This is a genomic window from Pseudomonas sp. D1HM (assembly GCF_019266105.1).
Classification (GTDB): Bacteria; Pseudomonadota; Gammaproteobacteria; order Pseudomonadales; family Pseudomonadaceae; genus Aquipseudomonas; species Aquipseudomonas taetrolens.
Genome location: NZ_LRMN01000003.1, coordinates 490,914 through 514,960 on the forward strand (window position 1 = coordinate 490,914; position 24,047 = coordinate 514,960).

The 24,047-nt window shown below is 59.0% G+C and carries 25 protein-coding genes and 1 pseudogene; 10 read left to right on the forward strand and 16 right to left on the reverse strand.

All coding sequences use genetic code 11. The features are described from left to right. Positions 1–10: 10 nt before the first annotated feature. Entirely contained in the window at positions 11–1,330 is a 1,320-nt protein-coding gene (locus AWM69_RS05400) for a CynX/NimT family MFS transporter (protein WP_218725927.1), read from the reverse strand. Continuing rightward, the gene (locus tag AWM69_RS05405) at positions 1,320–1,979 is read right to left on the reverse strand and encodes a FadR/GntR family transcriptional regulator (RefSeq protein ID WP_131652573.1); all 660 of its coding nucleotides are present in this window, start codon (positions 1,977–1,979) and stop codon (positions 1,320–1,322) included. The genes AWM69_RS05400 and AWM69_RS05405 overlap by 11 nt, the downstream gene beginning before the upstream one ends. 165 nt (positions 1,980–2,144) lie before the next feature. Between AWM69_RS05405 and AWM69_RS05410 the strand changes: the two genes are divergently transcribed. Beyond that, a complete protein-coding gene (locus AWM69_RS05410) occupies positions 2,145–2,453 on the forward strand; it encodes a type II toxin-antitoxin system MqsR family toxin (RefSeq protein WP_131652572.1) in 309 nt (102 codons plus the stop codon). After that, positions 2,453–2,929, forward strand: a complete 477-nt coding sequence (locus tag AWM69_RS05415; RefSeq protein WP_131652571.1) for a type II toxin-antitoxin system MqsA family antitoxin — start codon at positions 2,453–2,455, stop codon at positions 2,927–2,929. The genes AWM69_RS05410 and AWM69_RS05415 overlap by 1 nt, the downstream gene beginning before the upstream one ends. Positions 2,930–2,990: 61 nt before the next feature. On the opposite strand, the gene AWM69_RS05420 is transcribed toward AWM69_RS05415, so the two are convergent. From AWM69_RS05420 to AWM69_RS05435, 4 genes are all read right to left on the reverse strand, one after another. After that, a complete protein-coding gene (locus tag AWM69_RS05420; protein ID WP_131652570.1) occupies positions 2,991–3,755 on the reverse strand; it encodes an amino acid ABC transporter ATP-binding protein in 765 nt (254 codons plus the stop codon). Positions 3,756–3,764: 9 nt separating this feature from the next. Beyond that, the gene (locus tag AWM69_RS05425) at positions 3,765–4,862 is read right to left on the reverse strand and encodes an amino acid ABC transporter permease (protein ID WP_131652569.1); all 1,098 of its coding nucleotides are present in this window, start codon (positions 4,860–4,862) and stop codon (positions 3,765–3,767) included. 10 nt (positions 4,863–4,872) lie between these two features. Next, positions 4,873–6,054 carry an amino acid ABC transporter permease gene (locus tag AWM69_RS05430; RefSeq protein WP_218725928.1) on the reverse strand — a complete coding sequence of 394 codons (1,182 nt, stop codon included), beginning with the start codon at positions 6,052–6,054 and terminating at the stop codon, positions 4,873–4,875. 96 nt (positions 6,055–6,150) lie between these two features. Next, entirely contained in the window at positions 6,151–7,179 is a 1,029-nt protein-coding gene (locus AWM69_RS05435) for an amino acid ABC transporter substrate-binding protein (protein WP_131652567.1), read from the reverse strand. 422 nt (positions 7,180–7,601) lie between these two features. Here AWM69_RS05435 and AWM69_RS05440 point away from each other — a divergent pair, with 422 nt between their 5' ends. Both AWM69_RS05440 and rhlB read left to right on the forward strand, forming a co-directional pair. Then, complete coding sequence (locus AWM69_RS05440; RefSeq protein ID WP_131652566.1) at positions 7,602–8,258, forward strand: alpha/beta hydrolase; 657 nt, start codon at positions 7,602–7,604, stop codon at positions 8,256–8,258. Positions 8,259–8,342: 84 nt separating this feature from the next. Continuing rightward, positions 8,343–9,833 carry an ATP-dependent RNA helicase RhlB gene (rhlB, locus tag AWM69_RS05445; protein ID WP_131652565.1) on the forward strand — a complete coding sequence of 497 codons (1,491 nt, stop codon included), beginning with the start codon at positions 8,343–8,345 and terminating at the stop codon, positions 9,831–9,833. A 56-nt stretch (positions 9,834–9,889) separates the two neighbouring features. On the opposite strand, the gene moaE is transcribed toward rhlB, so the two are convergent. From moaE to moaC, 3 genes are read right to left on the reverse strand one after another with little or no spacing between them, the layout of a single operon-like run. Next, on the reverse strand, positions 9,890–10,339 hold the full coding sequence (gene moaE, locus AWM69_RS05450) for a molybdopterin synthase catalytic subunit MoaE (protein WP_131652564.1): 450 nt from the start codon (positions 10,337–10,339) through the stop codon (positions 9,890–9,892). A 2-nt stretch (positions 10,340–10,341) separates the two neighbouring features. Beyond that, entirely contained in the window at positions 10,342–10,587 is a 246-nt protein-coding gene (locus AWM69_RS05455; protein ID WP_131652563.1) for a MoaD/ThiS family protein, read from the reverse strand. Continuing rightward, positions 10,584–11,057, reverse strand: a complete 474-nt coding sequence (gene moaC / locus AWM69_RS05460; RefSeq protein ID WP_131652562.1) for a cyclic pyranopterin monophosphate synthase MoaC — start codon at positions 11,055–11,057, stop codon at positions 10,584–10,586. The genes AWM69_RS05455 and moaC overlap by 4 nt, the downstream gene beginning before the upstream one ends. A 164-nt stretch (positions 11,058–11,221) precedes the next feature. Between moaC and AWM69_RS05465 the strand changes: the two genes are divergently transcribed. Then, positions 11,222–11,668 (forward strand): DMT family transporter, encoded by a 447-nt coding sequence (locus AWM69_RS05465; RefSeq protein WP_131652561.1) that lies wholly within the window; start codon positions 11,222–11,224, stop codon positions 11,666–11,668. A 10-nt stretch (positions 11,669–11,678) separates the two neighbouring features. On the opposite strand, the gene AWM69_RS05470 is transcribed toward AWM69_RS05465, so the two are convergent. The 3 genes from AWM69_RS05470 to AWM69_RS05480 form a co-directional block, all read right to left on the reverse strand. After that, positions 11,679–12,587, reverse strand: coding sequence for a LysR substrate-binding domain-containing protein (locus AWM69_RS05470; protein WP_218725929.1), 909 nt, complete (start codon positions 12,585–12,587; stop codon positions 11,679–11,681). A gap of 181 nt (positions 12,588–12,768) precedes the next feature. Next, the gene (locus tag AWM69_RS05475) at positions 12,769–14,163 is read right to left on the reverse strand and encodes a PhoH family protein (RefSeq protein WP_048378652.1); all 1,395 of its coding nucleotides are present in this window, start codon (positions 14,161–14,163) and stop codon (positions 12,769–12,771) included. A 334-nt stretch (positions 14,164–14,497) separates the two neighbouring features. Next, positions 14,498–15,619, reverse strand: coding sequence for a polysaccharide deacetylase family protein (locus tag AWM69_RS05480; protein ID WP_218725930.1), 1,122 nt, complete (start codon positions 15,617–15,619; stop codon positions 14,498–14,500). 166 nt (positions 15,620–15,785) lie between these two features. Between AWM69_RS05480 and yaaA the strand changes: the two genes are divergently transcribed. From yaaA to AWM69_RS05495, 3 genes are all read left to right on the forward strand, one after another. Then, on the forward strand, positions 15,786–16,565 hold the full coding sequence (gene yaaA / locus AWM69_RS05485; RefSeq protein WP_218725931.1) for a peroxide stress protein YaaA: 780 nt from the start codon (positions 15,786–15,788) through the stop codon (positions 16,563–16,565). 220 nt (positions 16,566–16,785) lie between these two features. Then, on the forward strand, positions 16,786–17,250 hold the full coding sequence (locus AWM69_RS05490; protein WP_131652557.1) for a multidrug transporter: 465 nt from the start codon (positions 16,786–16,788) through the stop codon (positions 17,248–17,250). A gap of 32 nt (positions 17,251–17,282) precedes the next feature. Then, the gene (locus AWM69_RS05495) at positions 17,283–18,107 is read left to right on the forward strand and encodes an SDR family oxidoreductase (RefSeq protein WP_218725932.1); all 825 of its coding nucleotides are present in this window, start codon (positions 17,283–17,285) and stop codon (positions 18,105–18,107) included. 9 nt (positions 18,108–18,116) lie between these two features. Here the strand turns inward: AWM69_RS05495 and AWM69_RS05500 are convergent, their stop codons facing one another. Further along, positions 18,117–19,001, reverse strand: a complete 885-nt coding sequence (locus AWM69_RS05500) for a LysR family transcriptional regulator (protein ID WP_218725933.1) — start codon at positions 18,999–19,001, stop codon at positions 18,117–18,119. Between the two features lie 109 nt (positions 19,002–19,110). Here AWM69_RS05500 and AWM69_RS05505 point away from each other — a divergent pair. Next, positions 19,111–20,334 (forward strand): annotated as a pseudogene (locus AWM69_RS05505) (MFS transporter). 14 nt (positions 20,335–20,348) lie between these two features. Then, positions 20,349–20,744 (forward strand): DUF4440 domain-containing protein, encoded by a 396-nt coding sequence (locus tag AWM69_RS05510; RefSeq protein ID WP_218725934.1) that lies wholly within the window; start codon positions 20,349–20,351, stop codon positions 20,742–20,744. A gap of 8 nt (positions 20,745–20,752) precedes the next feature. Here AWM69_RS05510 and AWM69_RS05515 read toward each other — a convergent pair whose 3' ends face one another. From AWM69_RS05515 to AWM69_RS05525, 3 genes are read right to left on the reverse strand one after another with little or no spacing between them, the layout of a single operon-like run. After that, the gene (locus tag AWM69_RS05515; RefSeq protein WP_218725935.1) at positions 20,753–21,631 is read right to left on the reverse strand and encodes an HlyD family secretion protein; all 879 of its coding nucleotides are present in this window, start codon (positions 21,629–21,631) and stop codon (positions 20,753–20,755) included. 10 nt (positions 21,632–21,641) lie between these two features. Continuing rightward, positions 21,642–21,842: a DUF1656 domain-containing protein gene (locus AWM69_RS05520; protein ID WP_016781859.1), complete on the reverse strand. Its 201-nt coding sequence runs from the start codon at positions 21,840–21,842 to the stop codon at positions 21,642–21,644. Beyond that, entirely contained in the window at positions 21,832–24,018 is a 2,187-nt protein-coding gene (locus AWM69_RS05525; RefSeq protein ID WP_218725936.1) for an FUSC family protein, read from the reverse strand. The genes AWM69_RS05520 and AWM69_RS05525 overlap by 11 nt, the downstream gene beginning before the upstream one ends. Between the last annotated feature and the right edge of the window lie 29 nt (positions 24,019–24,047).

The following is a 24,047-nucleotide window of genomic DNA, read 5'->3' on the forward strand; positions in this document are numbered from 1 at the left end:
ACTACGGGCTTCAGATTTTCTCGCTGCGCACATTGACATAACGTGCGCGTCCGGCCCCGAGCCCGGCCACAATGGCGCCCGCACCGACGACCGCAAAAATCCAGCCGAGGGCCTCCCACCCTCCGGTTACCTCGTGAACCAGACCGACAGCAAATGGCCCCATAGAGGCCACCGTGTAGCCAATGCCTTGAGCCATGCCCGACAAATTGGCTGCCACATGGGCGTCCCGTGAGCGCAGCACGATCAGGGTCAACGCAAGGCTGAACGTTCCGCCCTGCCCCAGCCCAAGCACGATCGCCCAGCCCCACAAGCCATCCAGCGGCGCATACAGACACCCAAAGAGGCCCGCCAGGGTCATGCTCATCACCAGCACGATGGCCAGCCGCTGATCCTTGCCACGGGTTGCCAGCCACGGAGCACTCAGCGCCGTCACCAGTTGCACGATAACCGAGCCCGACATCACCAGCCCGGCCTGAGTCGGCGTCAGTCCCCGACCAATCAAAATAGAAGGCAGCCAGCCAAAAACGATATAGGACAAGGAAGATTGCAGGCCCATATAGAGCGTCACTTGCCAGGCCAGAGGATCACGCAACAGGCCGCGAACCCGATAGGCCACGTGATGTGTACCTTGCCGCTTGCCCGTTTGCGGTAACCAGAATATTGCCGCGATCACTGCTGGCAGCGCCCAGAACCCCAGGCCGATTGCCCAACTGTTGGAAAAGTAATCGCTCAGCGGCACGGTTGCCCCGGCAGCCAGCGCTGCCCCCAGGCACAAGGCCATGGTGTACACCCCGGTCATCGTCCCCGCATGACCGGCGAAGTCGCGCTTGATAATGCCCGGCAACAACACCCCGATGACCCCAATGCTGGCACCGGCCAGAATGCTCCCGGCAAACAGCCCCGTTTCCCCCAGGCAGCTGCGCAACACAATACCGCCGCCCAGCACCAGCAAAATCCCCAATACCACACGCTCGGTGCCAAAGCGCCGGGCCAGCAGCGGAGCCAGAGGCGCAAACAGCCCCAGGCAAAGCACGGGAAGCGTCGTCAGCAAACCGGCTTGCGCGGCCGACAGTCCCAGGCTTTCGGAAACCTCGCTGAGCAGCGGTGCCATGCTCGACAGTGCCGGACGCAAGTTCAGCGCCACCAGCACCAGTCCCAGCAGCAACAACCATGGGCGGACTACCGCTGCAGCCTGCAGCGGTACCGGCTCATCGTCGGCCTCGGCGTCGATCAGCAGCTCTTCCAGATCATCCAGATGACGAACGGGTTCGCGACTGTCGTGTGGAGGTGACGGTGGCCGGGTCATGGTTTTCTCCTGTTCAAGGTTCATTGATCAACGTCCGGCAGAGCGCCATGGCCCGTTGCGAGTCCTGGTGTTCAACGGCATCCAGCAAGGCGCCATGCAGATCAAACACTGACTGGCGACGCGGGCGGATATCCAGCGTTTGGCGTAACTGACTGGAAACAAGATTCGAGGTATAGCGATACAACTCGCTTAATGCAGGATTGTGCGCGGCATCGATCAGACGCTGATGAAACAGCAGGTCGCAGCGGATAAACGTGTCGAGCTCGCCGTGATAGTGCTCGGCGCTGGCCTCGAGTGCCTGGCGCAACAGCTGCAAATCCTCGTGGGTCCGACGCTTGGCCGCCAATCCAACTGCTTCCACCTCAAGAATGCGCCGCGTCTCGCGTATCTGCTCCATCGAGCAGGACGACAAGGCGCGCACGGTATCCATGGGATCAACACGCCCCCGCAGATAACTGCCATCACCCTGGCGAATTTCGATCAAGCCGGCAAACGCCAGGACCCGCATGGCTTCACGCACTGTGTTGCGGCTGATGTTCAATTGCGCCGCCAATTCTGGCTCGGTGGGGAGTCGCTGACCCACCGCCCAAGTGCCGTTATTGATCCGAGCACGCAATTGCTCAAGGGCTTGATCGACAAGGGAGCGTTTTACCAGTGGCGATGCGTCTGTCATGGGGCTTGGTCTTTCGTCCAATCATTGGATGAATTGTCTTACATCCTAGTCAGACCCACAGGGAGGTGCAATCAACTAGAGATTAGAAAGCTCTAAAAAACACCGGATTAATCATTGAACATTAAACCCTTTAAGGGTAGTTTTGACACATCGAGGCAGCCTCTTATGGAAAAGAAAACACCTCATTACAACCTCCAGTGCATCCAGTCCGACGTCATCCGGCTCGGCGCTGTGGCCTTTACCAAAAGCGCACTGGATGGCGGACGAAGCCTGGGCCTGACCCTCGCGCAAATGCAGCGGGTAATTGCTTCTCTGGAGCGCAGGGCGTTGCACAAGTCGATGTCGACCCATGCCGATCACAAGGTATGGCAGGACGTCTATTACGCTCAGGCCTACGGTTTGTTTATTTACATCAAAGTGACCTATCGCCCTGGCGGAGGGCCCCCGGTCATCGCTTTCAAGGAAAAAAACTGATGAGCAGACATGATTGCTATACCTGCGGTGCTCCCGGCGCCATGCAAGCCTTCAAGGGGCGCAGCCTGAGTGTGAGTTTCAAACAATTGACCCGCATGGTGCACAGCCTGGCAGGCCACGAATGCACGGCGTGCGCAGAGATCGAGTTCGACGCCCCCAGCGCAGAGCGGTATGCCCGGGCGGGAGATGAACTGATCGAGGATGCCAAACGGGTCATGGCAGACGAGATGAAGCGGATCCGGCGCAAGCTGCACTTCACCCAAAAAAGTGCGGTACAGCTATTGTCCGGCGGCGGCCACAATGCCTTTAGCCGTTACGAACGGGCCGAGGTAGAGCCACCAAAGCCCTTGTTCGTGCTGATGCGCTTGCTGGACCGCCATCCCGAGCTGGCCCAGGAGCTACAAGCGATCAATGCATGCGACGACATCAATACGCTGCTGCAGCAAAAAGAACAGCAACGCCTGGGAGAGAACTGAAACGAGGGCGAACTGTGCAGCAACTGCCGCGCCTGTCGTCACAGCAGTTGCCAGCACTGAATCAATGCAGGATCTGATTCAGGAACAGTTGAGTCCGTTCGTTCTGCGGATGATCGAAGAAATCATTCGGGGCCGCCTGCTCAACGATTTCGCCCTTGTCCATGAAAATCACCCGGTTGGCCACGGTACGGGCAAAACCCATTTCGTGGGTCACGCACAGCATGGTCATGCCGTCTTCAGCCAGGCCAATCATGGTGTCGAGCACCTCCTTGACCATCTCCGGGTCGAGTGCAGACGTAGGTTCATCGAACAGCATGATCTTGGGTTTCATGCACAGCGCCCGGGCAATCGCCACGCGCTGCTGCTGGCCACCCGACAATTGCCCAGGAAACTTGTGAGCCTGCTCCGGAATACGGACCCGCTCCAGGTAATGCATGGCGACCTCTTCCGCCTGACGCCTGGGCATTTTGCGCACCCACATCGGTGCCAGCGTGCAGTTTTGCAAAATGGTCAGGTGCGGGAACAGATTGAAGTGCTGAAACACCATGCCGACTTCACGGCGTACCGTTTCGATCTGCTTGATGTCATTGGTCAATTCCACGCCGTCGACCACGATGCGACCTTGCTGGTGCTCTTCGAGACGGTTCAGGCAACGAATGGTGGTCGACTTGCCCGAGCCTGAAGGGCCGCACAATACGATGCGTTCACCTGGCTGCACATTCAGGTTGATGTCCTTGAGTACATGAAACTGGCCATACCACTTGTTGACGCCCAGCATCTGGATAATGCCTTCAGGGTCCGCCGCTTTCTTGATTGCTTCACTCATGTCGCACTCCTAACGCTTGTGACCGGTGTCCAGCTTGTGCTCCAGATGCATGGAGTAGCGGGACATGCCAAAACAGAAAATCCAGAACACCAACGCCGCAAACACATAGCCCTCAGTCGCCATCCCCAGCCACGCGGGATCGGCGGCCGCTTGCTTGACGCTATTGAGCAGGTCGAAGAGGCCAATGATGATCACCAGGCTGGTGTCCTTGAACAGGGCAATAAACGTGTTGACGATGCCGGGAATCACCAGCTTCAAGGCTTGCGGCAGAATCACCAGCCCCATGCTGCGCCAGTACCCCAGGCCCATTGCCGCCGCCGCTTCATACTGGCCCTTGGGGATGGCCTGCAAGCCACCACGCACCACTTCTGCGACATACGCCGACTGGAACAGAATGACCCCGATCAAGGCCCGCAGCAGCTTGTCGAAGTTCATGCCTTCAGGCAGGAACAACGGCAACATCACCGATGACATGAAGAGCACGGTGATCAGCGGCACGCCGCGCCAGAACTCGATAAATGTCACGCACACCACGCGCACCGCCGGCATCTGCGAACGGCGACCCAATGCCAGCAGAATGCCGAGCGGCAATGCCCCCGCGATGCCCACCGTCGCGATCACCAGGGTCAGCATCAAGCCTCCCCACTGGCTGGTGGCTACGGTGCTCAGCCCCCCATAACCGCCGTGCAAGAGGCTGTAGGCCAAGATCGGGTACACCACCAGAAAGCTCAGCCCGTACACCACCTTGTGCCTGAAGCGCGAAACGAACAGCGGCGCGGCCCCCAGCACCGCCAGCCATACCGTCAAGTCCACCCTCCAGCGCAGCTCATGGGGGTAATAGCCATACATGAACTGACCGAATCGCTGCTCAATGAACACCCAGCAGGCACCTTCCTTTGTGCAGTCGGCGCGGGTAGTACCGACCCAGTTGGCATCCAGAAGCGCCCAGTTCAACAGCGGTGGCACGATCAACCAGATCAGGTAAAAGGCAAACAGGGTGAGCAAGGTGTTGAGCCAACTGGAAAACAGATGGGTCCGTGCCCAGGCCAGGATGCCAATGCGGTTGCCCGGCGGCGGCATGTCGGGTTTGAAAACATGAGTTGTCATCGTCCCGTCCTCATCGCTCGATCAGCGCAATGCGCGTGTTGTACCAATTCATCAGCAACGAAATGCTGATACTGATTGCCAGGTACACACTCATGGTGATGGCGATGACCTCTATGGCCTGGCCGGTCTGGTTAAGGACCGTGCCGGCAAACAGCGAAACCATCTCCGGGTAACCAATGCCAGCTGCCAGCGAAGAGTTTTTCACCAGGTTCAGGTATTGGCTGGTCAGTGGCGGAATAATCACCCGCAACGCCTGGGGAATGATGACCTTGCGCAACGTTGGTCCCGGGCGCATGCCCAGCGAATGTGCGGCTTCAGTCTGGCCGTGGCTGACCGACTTGATGCCCGAACGGACGATTTCGGCAATGAACGCTGCCGTATAGACCGTCAAGGCAATGGTCAGCGCCAGCAGCTCCGGAATCAGTACCCAGCCCCCCACAAAGTTGAAGCCCTTGAGCTCGGGCATTTCCCACTGCACCGGTGCACCAGACACCACGCTGCACAGGCTCGGAATCACCAGCAGCAACCCCAGGCCAACCCAGAATTTGTGAAATGGAACGCCGGTCTCCTCAAAACGCTTATTGGCCCAGCGCACCATGACCAGCACTGCCGCAATCGCCAGCAATACACTGGCCACAAACGGCCAAAAGGCATCGGTGCCAATGGCGGCCGGCATGTTCAGACCCCGGCTGCTCATATAGAAGGTGTCAGCGAAGTTGTGACTGTTACGCGGCCCCGGCATGGTCAGGAAGACCGCGAAGTACCAGAACAGGATTTGCAGCAAGGGAGGAATATTGCGAAATACCTCGACGTAAACCGTCGCCAGCTTGCTGATTATCCAGTTCGGGGATAGCCGCGCGACACCAATGATAAAGCCCAGAATCGTCGCCAGAACCACTCCGATCCCCGACACCAGCAAGGTGTTGAGCAAGCCGATCAGAAATACCCGGGCATAACTGTCGGACTCGGTGTAGTCAATCAAATGCTGCGCAATACCGAACCCGGCACTGCGCTCCAGAAAGCTGAAACCGGAGGTGATCCCGCGGTGTTCAAGGTTGGTCTGGGTATTGTGAAACAAGTACCAGCCCAACGAGACCACCAGCGCAACGGTGATGATCTGAAATAACCACGCGCGCACACGTGGGTCGCCAAGGCTGAGCCCCGGCTTGGGTGCGCCGACTTTAGTCTGCATGATGTGCCCCTGAAAAAATGGATCAGAACATCACCCGGCAGCAAGGACCTGCTCTCGAATCGAAAACACGCCCTTACCTGCCAGGTGAAAGGTCCATCAGCGCACAGGTGGTGCGTACTGGATGCCGCCGTTGTTCCACAGGGCGTTCAGCCCGCGGTCGATGGCCAGAGGGGAGCTTTTGCCCAGGTTTTTCTCGAACACTTCGCCGTAGTTACCCACTTGGCTGACGATCTGAACCACCCAGTCTTTGGGCAGCTTCAGGTCTTTGCCGTACTCTCCGTCAGCACCCAGCAAGCGGGCGACGTCCGGGTTTTTGGTGGATTTGGCTTCAGCAACGACGTTTTTGGAGGTGATACCTGCCTCTTCTGCATTGAGCATGGCGAACAAGGTCCACTTGACGATACTGAACCAGTCCTCATCGCCTTTGCGTACAACAGGGCCCAAAGGCTCTTTGGAAATGGTTTCCGGCAACACGACATAATCGCCCGGGTTCGCCAGCTTGCTGCGCTGTGCATAGAGCTGCGATTTGTCGGAGGTCAGCACGTCGCAGCGACCGCTTTCCAGTGATTTGGCGCTTTCGTCGGAGGTGTCGAACGTAATGGGGGTGTATTTGAGATTATTCGCCCGGAAGTAATCCGACACGTTAAGTTCAGTAGTAGTACCGGCCTGAATGCAGATGGTGGCCCCGTCCAGTTCCTTGGCACTTTTCACGCCCAGCTTGTTGTTGACCAAAAAGCCAACGCCGTCGTAATAAGTCACGCCCGCAAATACCATCCCCATTCCGGCATCACGTGAACTGGTCCAGGTGGTGTTGCGCGACAACACGTCAACTTCGCCCGACTGCAGCGCGGTGAAACGCTCTTTGGCGTTCAACTGGCTGAATTTGACCTTGGTCGCATCGCCAAATACCGCGGCAGCCACCGCGCGGCAGATATCAGCATCAATCCCCAGAATCTTTCCAGAAGCATCCGGCACCGAAAAACCCGGCAAACCATCACTGACACCACACTGCACAAAGCCCTTCTTTTTAACGCCATCCAGCGTCGCACCTGCATGAGCGAAACCACTGACGCTCAATACAATTGCTGCGGTGGCCAGGGCCAAGGTGGATTTCAACTGCTTCATTCAAACCTCCAGTGTTGCTTCTGTTGTGTTTTAACAAGACCCGCCGCCCCCTTGTGAGGCACTGTTGACCCGTGTTGGCTTTTTATTGGATCAAGCGGCATAAGCCTTGAGCGATGGATGTATCGCACGTACCGTCAAACTGAAGCGCTCACTTGAGCAGTTGAAATCCTTGTCTAACTTCACCTCTCAGGCTTTTTGCTATCCCCCCTCCGGCAGTTGCCTGTTAGTGTTACCGCCGAAGGTGGTCAAACTCACCACCCTGACCACAAAGCAAGGCGCGTACCACTCTGGCGACTTAAGTGTTTCAGCCTGTATTTACGGAACCCGTACATTCGAATACCCGACACCCTTCGTACTTTTCAATCGACCCCGCACCTATGCCGCGCACCCGATCCGCGAGCACGCACAACGATGGAGCAGCCATGACCAAGCCTTTGATTATCGAACCCCAAAAGACTGTAGATGCCTGTGTTATCTGGCTTCACGGCTTGGGTGCCGACCGTTATGACTTTCTGCCGGTGGCTGAAGCGCTGCAGGAATCCTTGCTGACCACGCGTTTTGTCTTGCCCCAGGCCCCGACCCGCGCGGTGACGATCAATGGCGGATATGCCATGCCAAGCTGGTACGACATCAAGGCCATGAGTCCGGCGCGCTCGATCTGCGAAGAACAGCTGAACGAATCGGCAGACCACGTCATCGAATTGATCGAAGCCCAGCGCCAGAGCGGTATCGACGGCAACCGGATTTTTCTGGCGGGCTTTTCACAAGGGGGCGCAGTGGTCCTGCACGCCGCCTATCTGAAATGGCAAGGCCCTCTGGGAGGCGTAATCGCCCTCTCCACCTACGCCCCCACCTTCAGCAATGAACTGCAGTTGTCTGCGAGCCAGCAGCGAATCCCCGCCCTGTGCCTGCACGGTCAGTACGATGACGTGGTGCAGAACGCGATGGGACGCACCGCCTATGAGCATTTGAAACGCTTGGGTGTGGCTGTGACATGGCAGGAATACCCAATGAGCCATGAAGTGTTACCTGAAGAAATCCGGGACATCGGTGCCTGGCTGACGAAGCGCCTGGGTTAATACCGAAACATCCTGTCGTTCCCTACGCCGAGCCTGCGACATGCATTACACTGCCCGGCGTACACTCCTTAACCAACTGATGAGATGACCGTGCTCAAAGCACTCAAAAAAATATTCGGCAAAAGCGAGGCTGAGCCACTCGCGCCAGCTTCCATTACACCTTCGAGCCCACCCAGCCCGCGTACCGACGCGCAACAGCCTGGCCGCTCCGCTCCTGTGCAAGCACCGGTGATCACGCCCGACGCCCAGCCAGCTCCCGAACACGTGCATATCGAAAAACCCAAAGCGCCAACACCACGACGCGATGCGGCACCAAAACCGCCGGTCATCCCGTGGAAGCTCGAAGACTTCGCGGTCGAACCGCAAGAAGGCAAAACCCGCTTTCATGACTTCAAGCTCACCCCCGAGCTGATGCACGCCATTCAAGACCTCGGGTTTCCGTACTGCACGCCGATCCAGGCGCAAGTACTGGGCTATACCCTGAGCGGCCGCGACGCCATTGGCCGGGCTCAGACCGGTACCGGCAAGACTGCCGCCTTCCTGATCTCGATCATCAGCCAGCTGACCCAGACCCCGCCGCCCAAAGAACGCTACATGGGTGAGCCGCGAGCACTGATCATTGCGCCGACCCGTGAACTGGTGGTGCAAATCGCCAAAGACGCGGCCGACCTGACCAAGTACACCGACCTGAACGTGATGACGTTTGTAGGCGGCATGGACTTCGACAAGCAGCTCAAGCAGCTTGAAGCTCGCCACTGCGACATTCTGGTGGCCACACCGGGCCGCCTGCTGGACTTCAACCAGCGCGGTGAAGTGCATCTGGACATGGTCGAAGTGATGGTGCTCGACGAAGCCGACCGCATGCTCGACATGGGTTTCATCCCGCAAGTGCGCCAGATCATTCGCCAGACACCGCCCAAGGCCGAACGCCAGACGCTGCTGTTCTCTGCGACCTTTACCGAAGACGTGATGAACCTGGCCAAACAGTGGACCACTGACCCGGCCATCGTCGAAATCGAAGCGCAGAACGTGGCCAATGAGTTGGTGGAGCAACACGTCTACGCCGTTGCCGGGGCTGACAAATACAAATTGTTGTTCAACCTGGTGAACGATAACGGTTGGGAGCGCGTGATCGTGTTCGCCAACCGCAAAGATGAAGTGCGTCGCATCGAAGAACGCCTGGTGCGTGATGGCATCAACGCCGCCCAGCTGTCAGGCGATGTGCCACAACACAAGCGGATCAAAACCCTCGAAGGCTTCCGTGAAGGCAAGGTCCGCGTACTGGTGGCTACTGACGTGGCAGGTCGAGGGATTCACATCGACGGCATCAGCCACGTGATTAACTTCACCCTGCCGGAAGTTCCGGACGACTACGTACACCGTATCGGCCGTACGGGGCGTGCCGGCGCGAGCGGCGTCTCCATCAGCTTTGCCGGTGAAGACGATTCGTACCAGCTGCCATCGATCGAAACCCTGCTGGGCCGCAAAATCAGCTGCGAAACCCCGCCGACAGAACTGCTGCGACCTGTTGTCCGGGCTGTACGCAAGCCGAAGGACCCGACTGAGACCGTGTGATCAGGGGGAGAAAGGCGTAGCCGTTTAACACACGGCTACGTTGAGCGATTCAGACGCTACTTCCAGCGATCGGCGGCCGCGTGGTCACTGGATCGACCGTCAACCCAGCGCGGGCCATCGGCGGTGTGTTCTTTCTTCCAGAACGGGGCCCGGGTCTTCAGGTAGTCCATGACAAATTCGCAGGCCTCAAAGGCCGCCTGACGGTGAGCGCTGGCCACGCCGACAAACACAATCGGCTCGCCCGGCTCCAGTGCCCCTACACGGTGTATGACTTCCAGCTTGAGTAGCGGCCAGCGCTGCTCAGCTTCAGCGGCGATCCCGGCCAGCGCCTTTTCGGTCATCCCCGGGTAATGCTCCAGGAACATGCCCGCCACGTCATGCCCGTCATTGAAATCACGGACATAACCGACAAAACTCACCACTGCCCCGACACCCGCGTTAGCGGCCTGCATGGCGTTGACTTCAGCTCCCGGGTCAAAGGCCCCCGCTTGCACCCGAATCGCCATCTTCAGCCTCCGGTCACGGTTGGAAAAAAGGCCACTTCATCGCCATCCTGCAGCGGCTCATCGAGCTTGCACAGCGCTTCATTGCGGGCACACATGAGCTGGGGTTCGGCCAATACGTCCCACTCCCCGCCCCGAGCCATCAGGGACTCGCGCAGGTGCTGAACCGTCGCAAACTCGCCGCTCACCGACAACACGTCCCGGCCCAACGCTTCTCGGTAACGTGCGAAGAACATGACGTTCAGGTTCATGAGGCATCAGCCTGGAAGTGCCCGCTTTTACCGCCGGACTTTTCCAGCACACGGACGCTTTCGATGGTCATGCCGCGGTCTACCGCCTTGCACATGTCATAGATCGTCAGCGCCGCCACACTCGCGGCGGTCAGGGCTTCCATCTCTACCCCGGTTTGCCCGGCCAGCTTGCAGCGCGCCACGATCAACACCGCATCGGTGCCCTGGGCGCTGAGTTCCAGCTTGACGCTGGTGAGCATCAGCGGGTGGCACAGCGGAATCAGGTCGGAGGTTTTCTTGGCCGCTTGAATCCCGGCAATCCGTGCCACGGCAAATACATCCCCTTTGGGGTGGCCGCCGCTGACGATCATGTCCAGGGTTTCAGGGCGCATCCGCACCACGGCTTGAGCCGTTGCTTCACGGGAGGTCACCGCTTTGTCGGTGACATCGACCATATTGGCACGGCCTTGAGAATCTAAATGAGTCAGCACAGGGTTACTCCAGACAGGAACATCGATTGTAAACCCGAGGCGTCTTTTTTGCCCACGCGCGTTAAACCGGATCATCGACCTGACGAATACCCGGCATCAGAACATCGAATTGGCCGCCCCCCGAACTTCGCCGTACAACGTCTGAAAACGTTGGAGACGTGCTTATGTCGCTGTTGATTGCTATTGCCCTGAGCCTGCTTGCAGGCTTCGCGGTGCCCCTTCAAGCAGGCAGCAATGCCCGGCTGGGCGTGATACTGGGCCATCCCTTTTGGGCAACCGTCATCTCGCTACTGGTCAGCGGGCTGGCGATTTCACTGTTGATGCTGATCGTCAAAGTGCCCCGCCCCAACCTCGTGGCACTCAGCGCCGGGCCGTGGTGGATCTGGCTAGGCGGTGTCGCCGGGGTGTTTTACATCACCGTCGCGCTGATGGTGGTACCGCGCCTGGGCGCGCTCAACTTCATCATGGCGGTGGTGGTGGGCCAGCTGATTATTTCACTGCTCATGGACTACTTCGGCTTGCTGGGTTTGCCCCGGCATCCTCCCAGCCTGCAAAAAATCCTCGGCGTCAGCGTGGTGCTGGCCGGCTTTATCATCGCCTCACGCGGCTGAGGCCACAGCGTCAGGCAGCAGCCGCGCTGACTTGCCTGACCCGCTCACGTAACCAACGGTGGGCCGGATCGTCGTTAAAGCGCGGGTGCCAGATCTGCACATAATTGAACGGAGCCACCGCCATCGGCGGCGCTCGTGCAATCAGCGTGTCGCCCAACGGCAAATTGTCCAGGGTACGGGTGGCCACGGTCAGGATCAGGTCGGTGCCGGCAATCATCCCCGGAGCTGCACCCCAATGGGGCACGTTGACCGCCACCCGGCGCTGTAAGCCGCGAGTGCGCAATACGTTGTCGATTTCGCCCTGGGTGTTGCCATCCGTGGACACCAGCAAATGCGGTCGCGCCAGGTAAGTGTCCAGATCAAGCACGTCATTGTCTGGAAGCGACTGGCGATTGAGCAGACAGGTAAAGGTTTCTTCAAACAGTACATCGCAGCCAACCTCCGCCGGTAACGCGGCAAACACCCCAAGCGCCAGGTCGATCTTGCCGTGCTCGATCTGCTCCAGCATGCCGAGTCGACTGTCCTGGATGACCACCAGCGAGATGTCCGGTGCCTGCGCGCGCAACTGCACCAATAATTTTGGCAGCACGATCGCCGCACCGTAATCGGACATCGCCACGCGGAAAGTGCGTTGTGACTCCGCAGGTACAAAGCTCATGGAATGACCGAGCAGCGTTTCGATCTGCCCCAGGATGGTCTTGAGGGGTGCCTGGAGGCTTTGTGCCCGCGCACTCAGCACCACCTCATTGCCCTGCCGGATCAGCAGCGGGTCATCCAGCAACACCCTGAGTTTATTCAGCGAATGACTGATCGCTGGTTGACTCAAATGCAAACGGATACCGGTGCGGGTCACGTGCTTTTCGGTGAGCAGCGCATCCAGCACCACCAGCAGATTCAAATCAATATTGCGCAGTAACACCCCAACCTCCTGTCATTCGTCGCCCCGGGATGGCCTTTCCCAAGCGAACACTGCCTGCCTTGAACCCGATGCAGGCAGATACAGCGTCTCATGCCAGCGAGCTTACCTCAGTGCGAACGTTTATGACCGGAACGCAATCGGGCGGCTCCTGGCCGCCCGATTCAGGGTTAAACAATGGATGTCAGAGATGCGATTCGGCGTACTCGGCCAGAATCGAACGAGGCACCCCTTGCAGGGCAATGTGAACGCCGTTCGGGAAATCTTTGAAACGCTCCGTCAGGTACGTCAGCCCCGAACTGGTCGCTGACAGGTACGGTGTATCGATTTGCGCCAGGTTGCCCAGGCACACCACTTTTGAGCCAGCGCCTGCACGGGTGATGATGGTTTTCATCTGGTGCGGCGTAAGGTTTTGGCATTCGTCGATCAGGATCAGGCTTTGCTGGAAACTGCGCCCCCGGATGTAGTTCAGGGATTTGAACTGCAAGGGCACCTTGCTCAGGATGTAATCGACGCTGCCATGCGTGTTTTCGTCATCCATGTGCAGGGCTTCAAGGTTATCGGTAATGGCGCCGAGCCAAGGTTCCATCTTCTCGGCCTCGGTGCCCGGCAGGAAGCCGATCTCCTGATCCAGCCCTTGCACACTGCGGGTACAGATAATCCGCCGGTAACGCTTGCTGACCATGGTTTGCTCAATGGCCGCCGCCAGCGCCAGGATGGTCTTACCTGAACCCGCCGCACCCGACAGGTTGACCAGGTGGATATCCGGGTCGAGCAAGGCAAACAACGCCAGCCCCTGGTAAATGTCCCGTGGCTTCAAGCCCCAGGCTTCCTGGTGCAACAGCGGTTCCTGGTGCATGTCGAGGATCAGCAGGTGATCCTTGCGCACTTCTTTGATCCAGCCGACAAAACCCTGCTCATCGATGATGAATTCATTGATGTGCACAGCCGGCAAGTTTTCATTCATTTGCACCTGGTGCCAGGTGCGGCCATGACCCTGACGGGTTTCAACCTTGTTGACCCGATCCCAGAATGAGCCGGTCATGGTGTGATAGCCACGTGACAACATCGAAACGTCGTCAACCAGCTGGTCGGTACTGTAATCCTCAGACTCGATCCCGCAGGCCCGGGCCTTGAGCCGCATATTGATGTCTTTGGTCACCAGCACCACATGCAAACCGGGCTCACGGGCATGCAAATCAATCAGCTGGTTGATGATGATGTTGTCGTTGAGGGTTTCAGGAAGCAGCGCGTTGGGTTCTCTGCGCCGGTTCATCAAAATCGACAGAAAGCCCTTCGGTCCACTTTTTCCGCGCTGGATCGGTACGCCTTTTTCAACGTCTTCCGGCGATGCCACGCCCAGGGTCTGGTCAATCAGACGGATGGCCTGGCGGCACTCGGCTGCCACCAGTAGCTTGCCGGCTTTCAATTTGTCGAGCTCTTCGAGAACGGTCATCGGGATGGTGACGTGGTGTTCCTCGAAGTTAAGCAATGCGTTTGGATCGTGAATCAGAACATTGGTATCGAGTACATAAAGGATTGGCTGGTTGGAAGAAGGAGTGCGTCCGTGATCATCCATACTCGGTCACCTTTGTGGGAGCCATTCGACGCAATACCTCAACAGTGCTGCGCCTCGAAGTGACTGCCGAATCCATCTGTCCATATCAGATGAATGCCCCGCCCGATGGGTCCTGGAAGACGCCACCTGTGGTGCAGGTTTCGGCCGTCTGTCTTCGTAATACTCCAAAACACGTGACAAAAAAAAGTTTTTTTAACGCTTTGGCACTTTATTTCTCTGACTGACGAATAGCCTTGGCGGATACCCGGATCAGAGCTAGAGTCAGGTGTCTACCTGATACAAAACAGCACGTTCTTGAGCCCTTCAGCGCCGTTTTCAGCCGTTGCCCGAGCCACTACCTGAACGCTGCGCACGCCTCCCAGCCCAACCCGCTTTGCGCGGTCGCCTTTAACAACCAGGGCAACGCGCTGCGCACTTTTACCTGTGTGTCGTGAAACGTAATCACCCCATGACGCCACAACAGCATCAGGCTCAATACACGGTGCGCCGACTGTTCGGCTGTCAGGCTGGCTGCCATGTCCTGAGAGTCAATGTCCCACAACGCCACCCGCAGCCCCTGCGCCTGGAAAAACGCCCCGCTGTCTGCCCTTCGCTGCCCGTAAGGCGGGCGAAACAACGGCACATAACGCTGCGCCAATACCTGCCTGACCAGCGCCGTGCTGCGCAAAATCGAGTCCTGCCAGTCTTGCCAATGGCTGTGCGAACGATACTCCCAACCTTGCACCCCCACGCATTGCCCCTTGTACAGCGCCTGTACCGCCTGCGGGTTGCCCTTGTCGAGCCGGGCTTGCAAGGCACTGCCCAGTACAAAAAAGGTCGCGCTCATGGATTGCGTGCGCAGGTAATCAGTCAGCCAGTCGGTTGTGCCCGGCAAGGCGCTTGGGCCGCTATCGAAGGTCAGCATGAACAGCCGGTCATTCATGCCTTCGCCACTGAACTCCTGCTCGCTGAAGAGCGCGATTTCGCTGCTGATTTGCGGGAACAATGCTGCCAGACGCAATTGCTCATCCAGATAACGCTGATGAAACATACGGCTCGGCTGCGCCCAGGCGGCGTAAAATGACTCGTCGGTGATTTCGAACTTGCCGGCCTGCTCCCGCAAGCTGTCCAGGTCGTTGATGTAATAACAAAACGACGCATCCTGATCGCAACTTTGCTGGGCAAGGTTGTAGTTGGCCAACAGGCGCTGCCACATCCGTTTGCGCAAAGCCTCGATGGCCTCCAGGTTGATGGTTTTCAGCCCCAGGCGTTGCCTGAGGGCGTTTTCGTCCAGGGTTTCGCTGGCCAGCAAGGCCCGGGAAAAGGTGAGGATTTCGGCGCGCGAGGCCACATCGAATAAAGCCGGGCTGGTAAGCGATTCGGGCCAGGTGCTGCGATCCAGCGTCGCCGGTTCATTGGGCACCGCCAACGCTCCCAGGCACACCAGCCAGGCCGACAGGAAAAGAGCAATGCGCACGGATTCATCTCCTTTTAAAAACTGGCGGCACTATAACGCGGCTAATGCCGATTACCTGTAGCTACCGCGCCTGCGAACGCCGGTAATCGTCACGCTATCGCCGTGATAGGTGGAGTCAAAACGTCCAACCCCCTAGAATCCCCCGACGCTTAAAGGAGACGACCTCATGCTGACGGTGATTTCACCCGCTAAAACCCTCGATTACGAAACGCCGCCGGCCACTGCGCGTTTTACCCTGCCGGACTATCTGGACCACTCCCAGGAACTGATCGAGCAATTGCGCGAGCTGAGCCCGCAACAGATTGGCGAGCTGATGCACCTGTCCGACAAGCTCTCAGGCCTGAATGCCGCCCGCTTCGGCAGCTGGACCCCGGCCTTCACCCCGGCCAACGCCAAGCAGGCGCTGCTGGCATTCAAGGGCGATGTGTACACCGGCCTGAACGCTGTGGACTTCAGCGAAGCCGATTTTGACTACGCGCAAACCCACCTGCGCATGCTCTCCGGGTTGTATGGCCTGCTGCGCCCGCTGGACTTGATGATGCCGTATCGCCTGGAGATGGGCACCAAACTGGCCAACGCCCGAGGCAAGGACCTGTATGCCTTCTGGGGCACGCGCATCAGCGAATGGCTCAACGAAGCGCTGGCCGGGCAAGGCGATGACGTGCTGCTCAACCTGGCGTCCAATGAGTACTTCTCGGCGGTGAAAAAATCGGCCTTGAACGCGCGCATTATCAATACCGAATTCAAGGACCTGAAAAACGGCCAGCACAAAATTATCAGTTTCTATGCCAAGAAAGCCCGCGGCATGATGAGCCGGTTCGTGATCAAGGAACGCATCAATAACCCGGATCACCTCAAGCAATTCGACGACCAGGGCTATCGCTTCAGCGCCGAACAGTCGAAGCCGGATCTGTTGGTTTTTTTGCGTGACCACGCCCCCGAATAATGCCCGTCCTTGTGTAGCCGTCCTGGCCCGGCAAACCGCGACTCAGTGAGAAGCGGTATCCAAGCACCTCGCGATTCAAACACTGAGCCTTGCCTGCTTGCAGCGCGAGGCCACAGGTCCCTAAAAGTCTGGCGCGAAACACAGCCTTGAACTTCGCGCCTTGATGCCGCGAGTTTCCCGGCTCATGCTTGCCTGACACTTACTCGGCGAGATGTACGTCATGTTTATCGGCATTTTACTGATCATCACCTGGCTGGTACTGCTCTTGCGTTACCCGTCCAAGGCGCTGCCGGTCTCGATGGCGGCACTTCTGGGGCTGGCCATCGTGGCAGCGTCTGTCGCCTGGCTGGATCACCGTGAAGCCCAGCAACTGGCACGCCTCGAACTGCGTCTGGTCTTTGCACCCAACGAATGTCCGGCCGACCGCCCGCTGAGTCTGACCCTGCGCAACAGTAATGATGTGCCGTTGACTGAACTGAGCTGGCACATCGCGGCCTATGCTCCCGGTGATACTGTAAACCTCGCGGATAACCTCTACACCGCCCCACGCTACCGCGGCCCGGGCGAGCTGCAAGCCGGGGCAGCCTGGAAAGATTGCTTGCCGATGCCACCCTTGCGCGCCGGTTATCGTCCGCAAACCCTCGAATTCAAAGCAGAGCGCCTGCAAGGCAGCTTCTCCAACTAATGCGCCGCTCGACCGCGCTCAAGGATATTTCGATGTCTCGTGTTTTGATCACGGGTTGCTCCAGCGGTATTGGCCGAGCCTTGGCCGATACCTTCAAGGCACACGGCCACGATGTCTGGGCCAGCGCCCGCAAGCCAGATGATGTGGCGGAGTTGGCAGCGGCGGGTTTTAACGCTGTGCAACTGGATGTCAATGATCCGGCAGCCTTGACGCAACTGGCCGAACTTCTGACCGCCAATGGCCAGGGCCTCGATGTACTGATCAACAACGCCGGTTATGGCGCCATGGGTCCGGTACTCGATAGCGGTGTTGCGGGCCTGCAGCAGCAGTTCGAAACCAATGTTTTTTCAGTGGTCGGGGTTACCCGGGCGCTGTTTCCAGCGTTGCGCCGCAACCAAGGGCTGGTGATCAATATCGGCAGTGTTTCCGGCGTGCTGGTGACGCCGTTCGCTGGGGCTTACTGTGCATCGAAAGCGGCCGTGCATGCCTTGAGCGAAGCCATGCGCATGGAGTTGGCACCGTTTGCAGTCCGGCTCATGGAAGTGCAACCGGGCGCCATCGACACGCATTTCGCAAAAAATGCCAGCGCCCAGGCAGAAGTGCTGATTGCGCAGAACTCCCCCTGGTGGCCCATGCGTGACGGGATCCGGGCTCGGGCCAGCGCCTCGCAAGACAACCCGACGCCGGTGGGCAAATTCGCCGATGCCGTGTTCAAGGCCAGCCAGAAAAGCCGGCCACCGGCGGTGTTGCGCTACGGCAATGGCAGCCGTGCCCTGCCGCTGCTGGCTGCGTTGTTGCCGCGGACACTGCTGCAAAAGGTATTGATGAAGCGGTTCGGGTTGAACACAACCCTTTGAAGCGTTTAATCACCCCTGGCTTTTCATGAAATCAATAAACACCCGCACCTTGAGCGGCAGGTGCCGGGTGTCGGGGTACAGCGCGTAGACCCCTTGGCGAGTGAAGTGCCAGTCAGGCAACAGGTGAACCAGTCGGCCGGCCTCTAAATCGTCCTCAACCAACCAGTCAGGCAAGATCGCCACACCCTGCCCGGTTAACGCAAAGGCACGCAGTACCGATGAATTATCCGCCTTGATCCGCGCCTTGCCCGGGTCAGGTTGATAGGACTGAACCACGCAGCTGCTCACTCCGGTCACGCTCAACTCCCCCACCCGGCCATGCTCCAGCCACGGTGTTTGCTCCAGGGCCTGCACACTGTCGATGGCCGGACGGCTTTTCAAAAACGCTGGCGAAGCCACGGGCAAAATTGCAAATGTGCTCAACTGCACGGCGCGGTGGCTGGAGTCCAGGATACGGCCCAGTCGCAGCGCCACGTCAAAACGTTCCGAGATCAAGTCCGCGTGGGTCGACGAGGTCGACAGGTGCACGTTGAGCTCGGGGTGCAAGGTGCGGAACAGCTCCAGCGCAGGCACCACTTTTGCCAGCGCATACTCCACCGTCGTAGTGATCCGCAGCGTGCCCTTGAGTTCAGTGTGTTCGCTGCGCGCTTCGTCGATCGCCAGTTGTGCGGCCTCCAGCATGCTCAAGCAACGCAGATAAAAGCGCTCCCCCGCCTCGGTCAGCGCCAGCCGCCGGGTGTTTCGCGTGAGCAACGTCACACCCAGCTCTGCCTCCAGCCGTTTGATGGTGAAACTGACCACGGCCCGGGTTTGCCCCAGTAAATCCGCGGCAGCCGTGAGGGAGCCGGCTTCGACCACGGCTTTGAAAGTGTCGAAACGATCAAGGCTAACCATGCTGATTCCCGTCGATTGTCAAAATAATTTTGACAATCTAGCAGCGCCCGGGCCGTTCCTCCAACGACAAAAGCCGCCTACTGTTCGGCTTCTGATCAAGGAGCCCGCCATGGCCTATCGCAACAAAATCGCGCTGGTGTATTTGCTGGGCTTTGCGCTGGATCTGGTGAACATGTTTGCCGTCTCGATTGCCTACCCGCAGATCGGGCAAGAACTGCAGGCATCCGTCACACAACTGGCGTGGATCGGCAATGCCTACATGCTCGGCCTGACCCTGATCATTGTGCCCAGCGTGTGGCTGGCTGCGGTGCTGGGCGAAAAACGCCTGATGCTCATCTCGTTGCTGCTGTTCACCGTCGCCTCTTGGTGCGTGGCCCAGGCCGCCTCCATTGAAACGCTGATTGGCTGGCGACTGCTGCAAGGCCTGGGCGGCGGTTTGTTGATACCCGTAGGCCAAGCGATGGTGTATCGACAGTTCAAGCCCCATGAAAGGGCCCGCCTGACCTCGGTGATTTTGCTGGTGGCGCTGCTGGTGCCCGCACTGTCCCCGGTGCTGGGAGGCTGGGTGGTTGAAGCGCTGTCATGGCGCTGGGTGTTTTACGCCAATTTACCTCTGGCCCTGCTTGCCCTGCTGTTGGCGCAGTGCTGGATCAAATCCGACGTTCGATCGGCCGCTCCCGTGCCTCTCGATCCCGGCAGCGTCGCGAGCGGTGCACGGCACATGGCGCACTTGCTTAAAAGCCCGCTGCTGCGGGTGGCGATGATGACTTATCTGTTCATTCCGGGGATTTTTATCGGCACGCAACTGGTGAGTATTTTGTACCTGCACCAACTGGGTTACAGCCCGGCACAAACCGGCGCGCTGATGCTGCCCTGGGCGCTGTCCTCGGCGCTGGGCATCACCTTGAGCCGCTGGCAATTCAATCGCCTTGGCCCCAAGCCGTTGCTACTGCTGGGTATGAGCGCTCAAGCGCTGGGCATCGCCTTGTTGATGCACATTGAGGGCGGCCCTGCATTCCTGCCCGTGGCGCTGTATGCCCTCATGGGCTTTGGCGGCAGCCTGTGCAGCAGCACGGCACAAAACACCGCATTCATTGATGTCCCTGGCGAACACATGAGCCACGCCAGTGCACTGTAGAACCTCAACCGGCAGTTGAGCTTCCTGCTCGGCCCGGCTCTGATGATGGCGTTGTTCAGCGCCTTGACCTCGATCACCTCGACGCCTCACGCCTTTGCCCTATGCTTTGCCATCGGCAGTGCGTTGACCCTGGTGCCGCTCATTCCCGCTTTGCGCCTCGATACTCCACGCGTGCTGGCCTTGCTGGCACCCTGACCCAAGAGAATGTGATGACTGATTATTCGCGCTACTTCGACCTTGTAAAAGAAACTCACGTCGAGATTGAAGGCTGGTTTTCCGGGCTGGAGCCCGGCGTGCTTCCGACACTGCTGGCTCGCTTCTCGGAGCAATTCACGATGATTGCCCCCAACGGCAAGGCACTGGATCTCAACGGGGTGGGAAGCCTGTTCGAGCAACTGCGCGGAGCACGTCCCGGGCTGGTCATCACCCTCAGCGAGTTCAAGGGGATCGCCTTGCATGCTGGCGGCGCAGTGGTCAGCTATCGCGAGCTGCAAGAAGAACACAACGGCAACCGCACGGATCGGCGCGCAACCGTTGTATTTGAGCAAAATGCCGCCGGCGATGTGCTGTGGCGGCATTTGCATGAGACCTTTTGCGCGAACTGAACCCTCGATCAGTGTGACGGATGCGCGTCCTCCTGATCCTGCTCCACGATCACGGTGCAGGTGGTACCGGCCGCCAGCAGGAAGCCGTCGGGGATTTCATCGATGTGGATGCGCACCGGCACCCGTTGGGCCAGACGAACCCAGTTGAATGTCGGGTTGACGTCAGCCACCAGCTCACGGCTCTCGGGGTTGTCGCGGTCATAGATGCCCCGCGAGATGCTTTCCACGTGGCCCTTGAGTACCTCTCCGCTCATCATTTGCAGATCGGCTTTGTCGCCCACGCGAATGTGCGGCAGTTTGGTTTCTTCGAAGAAGCCATACACCCAGAACGAGTTCATATCGATCACGGCCATTTTCGGGTCACCCACCCGCGCATAGTCGCCCCGGTGCACATTCAGGTTGGTCACATAACCGTCAACGGTAGCCAGCACCTTGGTGCGCTTAAGGTCGAGTTTGGCCGCATCCAATTGGGCCAGCGCATGCTGATAATCAGCCAGCGCCGAGTCCGCGATATTGCTCGCATCGTCCCGGTTCTCGCGGGAGATCACCAGGTTGTCCATGTCCGCCCGGCGATGGGCGTTAACCTTGCGCATCTCCCAGGTGGCCTTGCGTGACGCCACCAGCGATTGCGCCTGCTTGACCACGATTTCGTAGTGCTCCGGGTCGATTTCCAGCAGGACCTCACCCTTTTTGACCAACTGATTGTCTTTGACCGGGACGTTGACCACGTAGCCGTTAACGTCCGCGGCGACGTTGATGATGTCGGCCCGCACGCGACCATCTCGGGTCCACGGGGTGTTCATGTAATGTTCCCAGAGGGTTCGGCCGATCCATATCGCAAGGGCCAAAACCAGCAAGGTGGCAAGCAGGCTGAAGAACTTTTTCATCGGATCGGTCTCAACGGTAAACAGTGAGCGCCATGGCGCCAAAAAGACAAGCAAACAGGCTCAGGCGCAGCAGCGCCGGATGCCAGAAGAAGCGGTACAGGTCGTAGCCGGAAAACAACCGGTCAAAGCCCCATGCCAACCCCGCCGCGATAAAAAACATCAGGGTCATGGTGGGCATGTAGACGCCGTGGAAGGCGATTTCACGAGGCATGTTCAAGTCCTTGCGGCTGGGCGTAGGCGGCCAGCGGCGATTGCGGGTCGAGCAGTGAGGTACGAATAAAGTGCAGGTAGCTTTGCACCCGGACCAGGGCCGAGGTGTCGAAGTTGCGGGCGAACGGTTCGTCAGTGGCTTGTACCCGGGTAATCGCGTGATCCACGGCGATCAGGGCGCGCTCCAGATTGCTTTCGCTGGGGGCGATGAACAGGCGCACCAGCGCACGCCCCATCACCCGAATCGCCTGGCGCCACGGCTGCGCCTCGGCATACGCCGGGTGAACCGGCAAGATCGCCTGTTCTTTGCGCAACTCGATAATCGCGTGCCCCACTTCCAGGACCACAAACATCCAGCGCAGCAGTTCACGCTGTACCTTGGGCTGACCGGCTGCCAGGCCATACGCCTGGTGCATCAGGTCGCGGGTGCGGCTCTCAAGGCTGGAGCTCAGGCCGCGCAATTTACCGCTGATGGCGTACACCACTTGTTCACGTAAATCCTGCTCCAGACGGCTCCATAACCAGCGGCTGTTGGGCGGCAGGATGATTGCACCGGCCGCGGCACAGACCAGCATGCCCATGACCATCGCGATGTAGTCATTGATGAACTGGTACGGGTTATAGATCGTCAGGTTGTCAGGAACCGAGCCGGTGCTGAAAAAGATCAGCAAACCCAGGCCGACACCGGCGTAGTTGGCCCGCGAGGTGAGAAACGATCCGAGCATGATGACCGGCGTCAGTACCAGGCAGAGCAAGGCGAAGCCGTCGATGTGGGGCAGCACAAAGAACATTTCGACAAAGCCCACCAGCGCCCCGATAAAGGTCCCGCAAGCCATCTGAAACGCCATGCGCTTGGGGTTCGGGGTGGCCGCCGAAAGGCCCACGGTAGCGGCGGCAATCAGGGTCATGGTGGCGCCACTGGGCCAGGCGGTCATCACCCAGTAGGTGCCGAGCACTGCCAGAATGAACGACGCCCGCAGCCCTGAAGCCGCCGCCGACCACCAGTTGGTCTGCGAGATAAAGGGTTGGTCCCAGCGCTCGCGCTCATGGGTATGGTCGGCCAGCGAGGCGTGGGTCAACGCGTAACTGTGCAAATCGTCGACAAAGCGGTACAGCAGTTCATAGGCGGTGTTGAAGTCGAGAAAGTCCGATGCACTGGGTTGCGTTTCGAGGAACTTCACCCGCAGCGTACGTACCTGCTCGGGCAAGGCGGCCTTGAACCCGGCCAACTGTTCGGCCAGCACCGCAGCGTCCTTGTCGGTCAAGGAGCGGCCCGTGTAGGTGTCGAGCAAACGGGCCAACAGCTCCAGCTCCGGCTCGATGGCCGACACCACTTGCGCCACGCCCCGGCTGCGCAAACGTGCGAGCAATTGGTGCAAGGCGTTAAAGCGCGTGGTGATGGCCATGAACTCGCTGTTGAGACGGCTCAGACGGCCGCTGCGACGGCGCATGTGCGGGTCTTCGAAGACCGTTACGCTGCGCATGCCTTCAAGGCCGACACTCTCGCCAATAAAGCGCACGTTACTGGCCTCATAGGCCGCTTGAGATGACTGCCCACGCAAACCTTCGGCAACAAATCCGGCGAATACCCCAAAGCGCTGATAGAGCGCGTTGTGCATGGCCGCGCCAGCGGTCTTGGGCAGAATGGCGGCACTGATCAGGGTTGAGCACAGAATGCCCAGCGAGATTTCCAGCACGCGCCACACCGCCGCCATGAACGCGCCGTCGGGATGCGCCAGTGCCGGCAGGCCAACCATTGCCGCGGTATACCCCGCCAGGACAAAACCATAAGCACGAAAGTTGCGGCAGCGTGCGGCACCGGCCGAGCAAATACCGACCCAGATCGCCATCGCCCCCAGAAACAGCACTGTGTTTTGCGCGAACAGCGCAATCAGTGCGACGGTCACAGCCGATCCGGTCAATGTGCCCAAAAACCGGTAAAAACTTTTGGCGAACACTTGGCCGCTTTGCGGCTGCATCACGATAAAGACCGTGATCATCGCGGTGCGGGGTTGCGGCAATTCAAGACGCATGGCCAGCCACAGCGTCAAAAAGGCCGCGATCAACACTTTGAAAATATGCACCCAGGTCACGCCATCGCTGCGTGCCCAGTCAAAAAAGCCTCGGCGCCATTCCAGGGAATACAGCCAGCGTACCGGGGCGGGCAAATGGTTCATCTACAGGCTCTCAACGTTAGCCATCAGGG

Excerpts from the sequence above, each read along its gene's own strand:
- AWM69_RS05520 (WP_016781859.1), bottom strand. The coding sequence starts at position 21,842 with ATGCCTCGTGAAATCGCCTTCCACGGCGTCTACATGCCCACCATGACC.
- AWM69_RS05455 (WP_131652563.1), bottom strand. The coding sequence starts at position 10,587 with ATGAACCTGAACGTCATGTTCTTCGCACGTTACCGAGAAGCGTTGGGC.
- AWM69_RS05490 (WP_131652557.1), top strand. The coding sequence starts at position 16,786 with ATGTTTATCGGCATTTTACTGATCATCACCTGGCTGGTACTGCTCTTG.
- AWM69_RS05525 (WP_218725936.1), bottom strand. The coding sequence starts at position 24,018 with ATGAACCATTTGCCCGCCCCGGTACGCTGGCTGTATTCCCTGGAATGG.
- AWM69_RS05430 (WP_218725928.1), bottom strand. The coding sequence starts at position 6,054 with ATGCAGACTAAAGTCGGCGCACCCAAGCCGGGGCTCAGCCTTGGCGAC.
- AWM69_RS05500 (WP_218725933.1), bottom strand. The coding sequence starts at position 19,001 with ATGGTTAGCCTTGATCGTTTCGACACTTTCAAAGCCGTGGTCGAAGCC.
- AWM69_RS05510 (WP_218725934.1), top strand. The coding sequence starts at position 20,349 with ATGACTGATTATTCGCGCTACTTCGACCTTGTAAAAGAAACTCACGTC.
- AWM69_RS05410 (WP_131652572.1), top strand. The coding sequence starts at position 2,145 with ATGGAAAAGAAAACACCTCATTACAACCTCCAGTGCATCCAGTCCGAC.
- AWM69_RS05465 (WP_131652561.1), top strand. The coding sequence starts at position 11,222 with ATGTCGCTGTTGATTGCTATTGCCCTGAGCCTGCTTGCAGGCTTCGCG.
- AWM69_RS05440 (WP_131652566.1), top strand. The coding sequence starts at position 7,602 with ATGACCAAGCCTTTGATTATCGAACCCCAAAAGACTGTAGATGCCTGT.
- AWM69_RS05400 (WP_218725927.1), bottom strand. The coding sequence starts at position 1,330 with ATGAACCTTGAACAGGAGAAAACCATGACCCGGCCACCGTCACCTCCA.
- yaaA (WP_218725931.1), top strand. The coding sequence starts at position 15,786 with ATGCTGACGGTGATTTCACCCGCTAAAACCCTCGATTACGAAACGCCG.
- AWM69_RS05405 (WP_131652573.1), bottom strand. The coding sequence starts at position 1,979 with ATGACAGACGCATCGCCACTGGTAAAACGCTCCCTTGTCGATCAAGCC.
- AWM69_RS05495 (WP_218725932.1), top strand. The coding sequence starts at position 17,283 with ATGTCTCGTGTTTTGATCACGGGTTGCTCCAGCGGTATTGGCCGAGCC.
- rhlB (WP_131652565.1), top strand. The coding sequence starts at position 8,343 with ATGACCGTGCTCAAAGCACTCAAAAAAATATTCGGCAAAAGCGAGGCT.
- AWM69_RS05415 (WP_131652571.1), top strand. The coding sequence starts at position 2,453 with ATGAGCAGACATGATTGCTATACCTGCGGTGCTCCCGGCGCCATGCAA.
- AWM69_RS05425 (WP_131652569.1), bottom strand. The coding sequence starts at position 4,862 with ATGACAACTCATGTTTTCAAACCCGACATGCCGCCGCCGGGCAACCGC.
- AWM69_RS05435 (WP_131652567.1), bottom strand. The coding sequence starts at position 7,179 with ATGAAGCAGTTGAAATCCACCTTGGCCCTGGCCACCGCAGCAATTGTA.
- AWM69_RS05515 (WP_218725935.1), bottom strand. The coding sequence starts at position 21,631 with ATGAAAAAGTTCTTCAGCCTGCTTGCCACCTTGCTGGTTTTGGCCCTT.
- AWM69_RS05475 (WP_048378652.1), bottom strand. The coding sequence starts at position 14,163 with ATGGATGATCACGGACGCACTCCTTCTTCCAACCAGCCAATCCTTTAT.
- moaE (WP_131652564.1), bottom strand. The coding sequence starts at position 10,339 with ATGGCGATTCGGGTGCAAGCGGGGGCCTTTGACCCGGGAGCTGAAGTC.
- AWM69_RS05420 (WP_131652570.1), bottom strand. The coding sequence starts at position 3,755 with ATGAGTGAAGCAATCAAGAAAGCGGCGGACCCTGAAGGCATTATCCAG.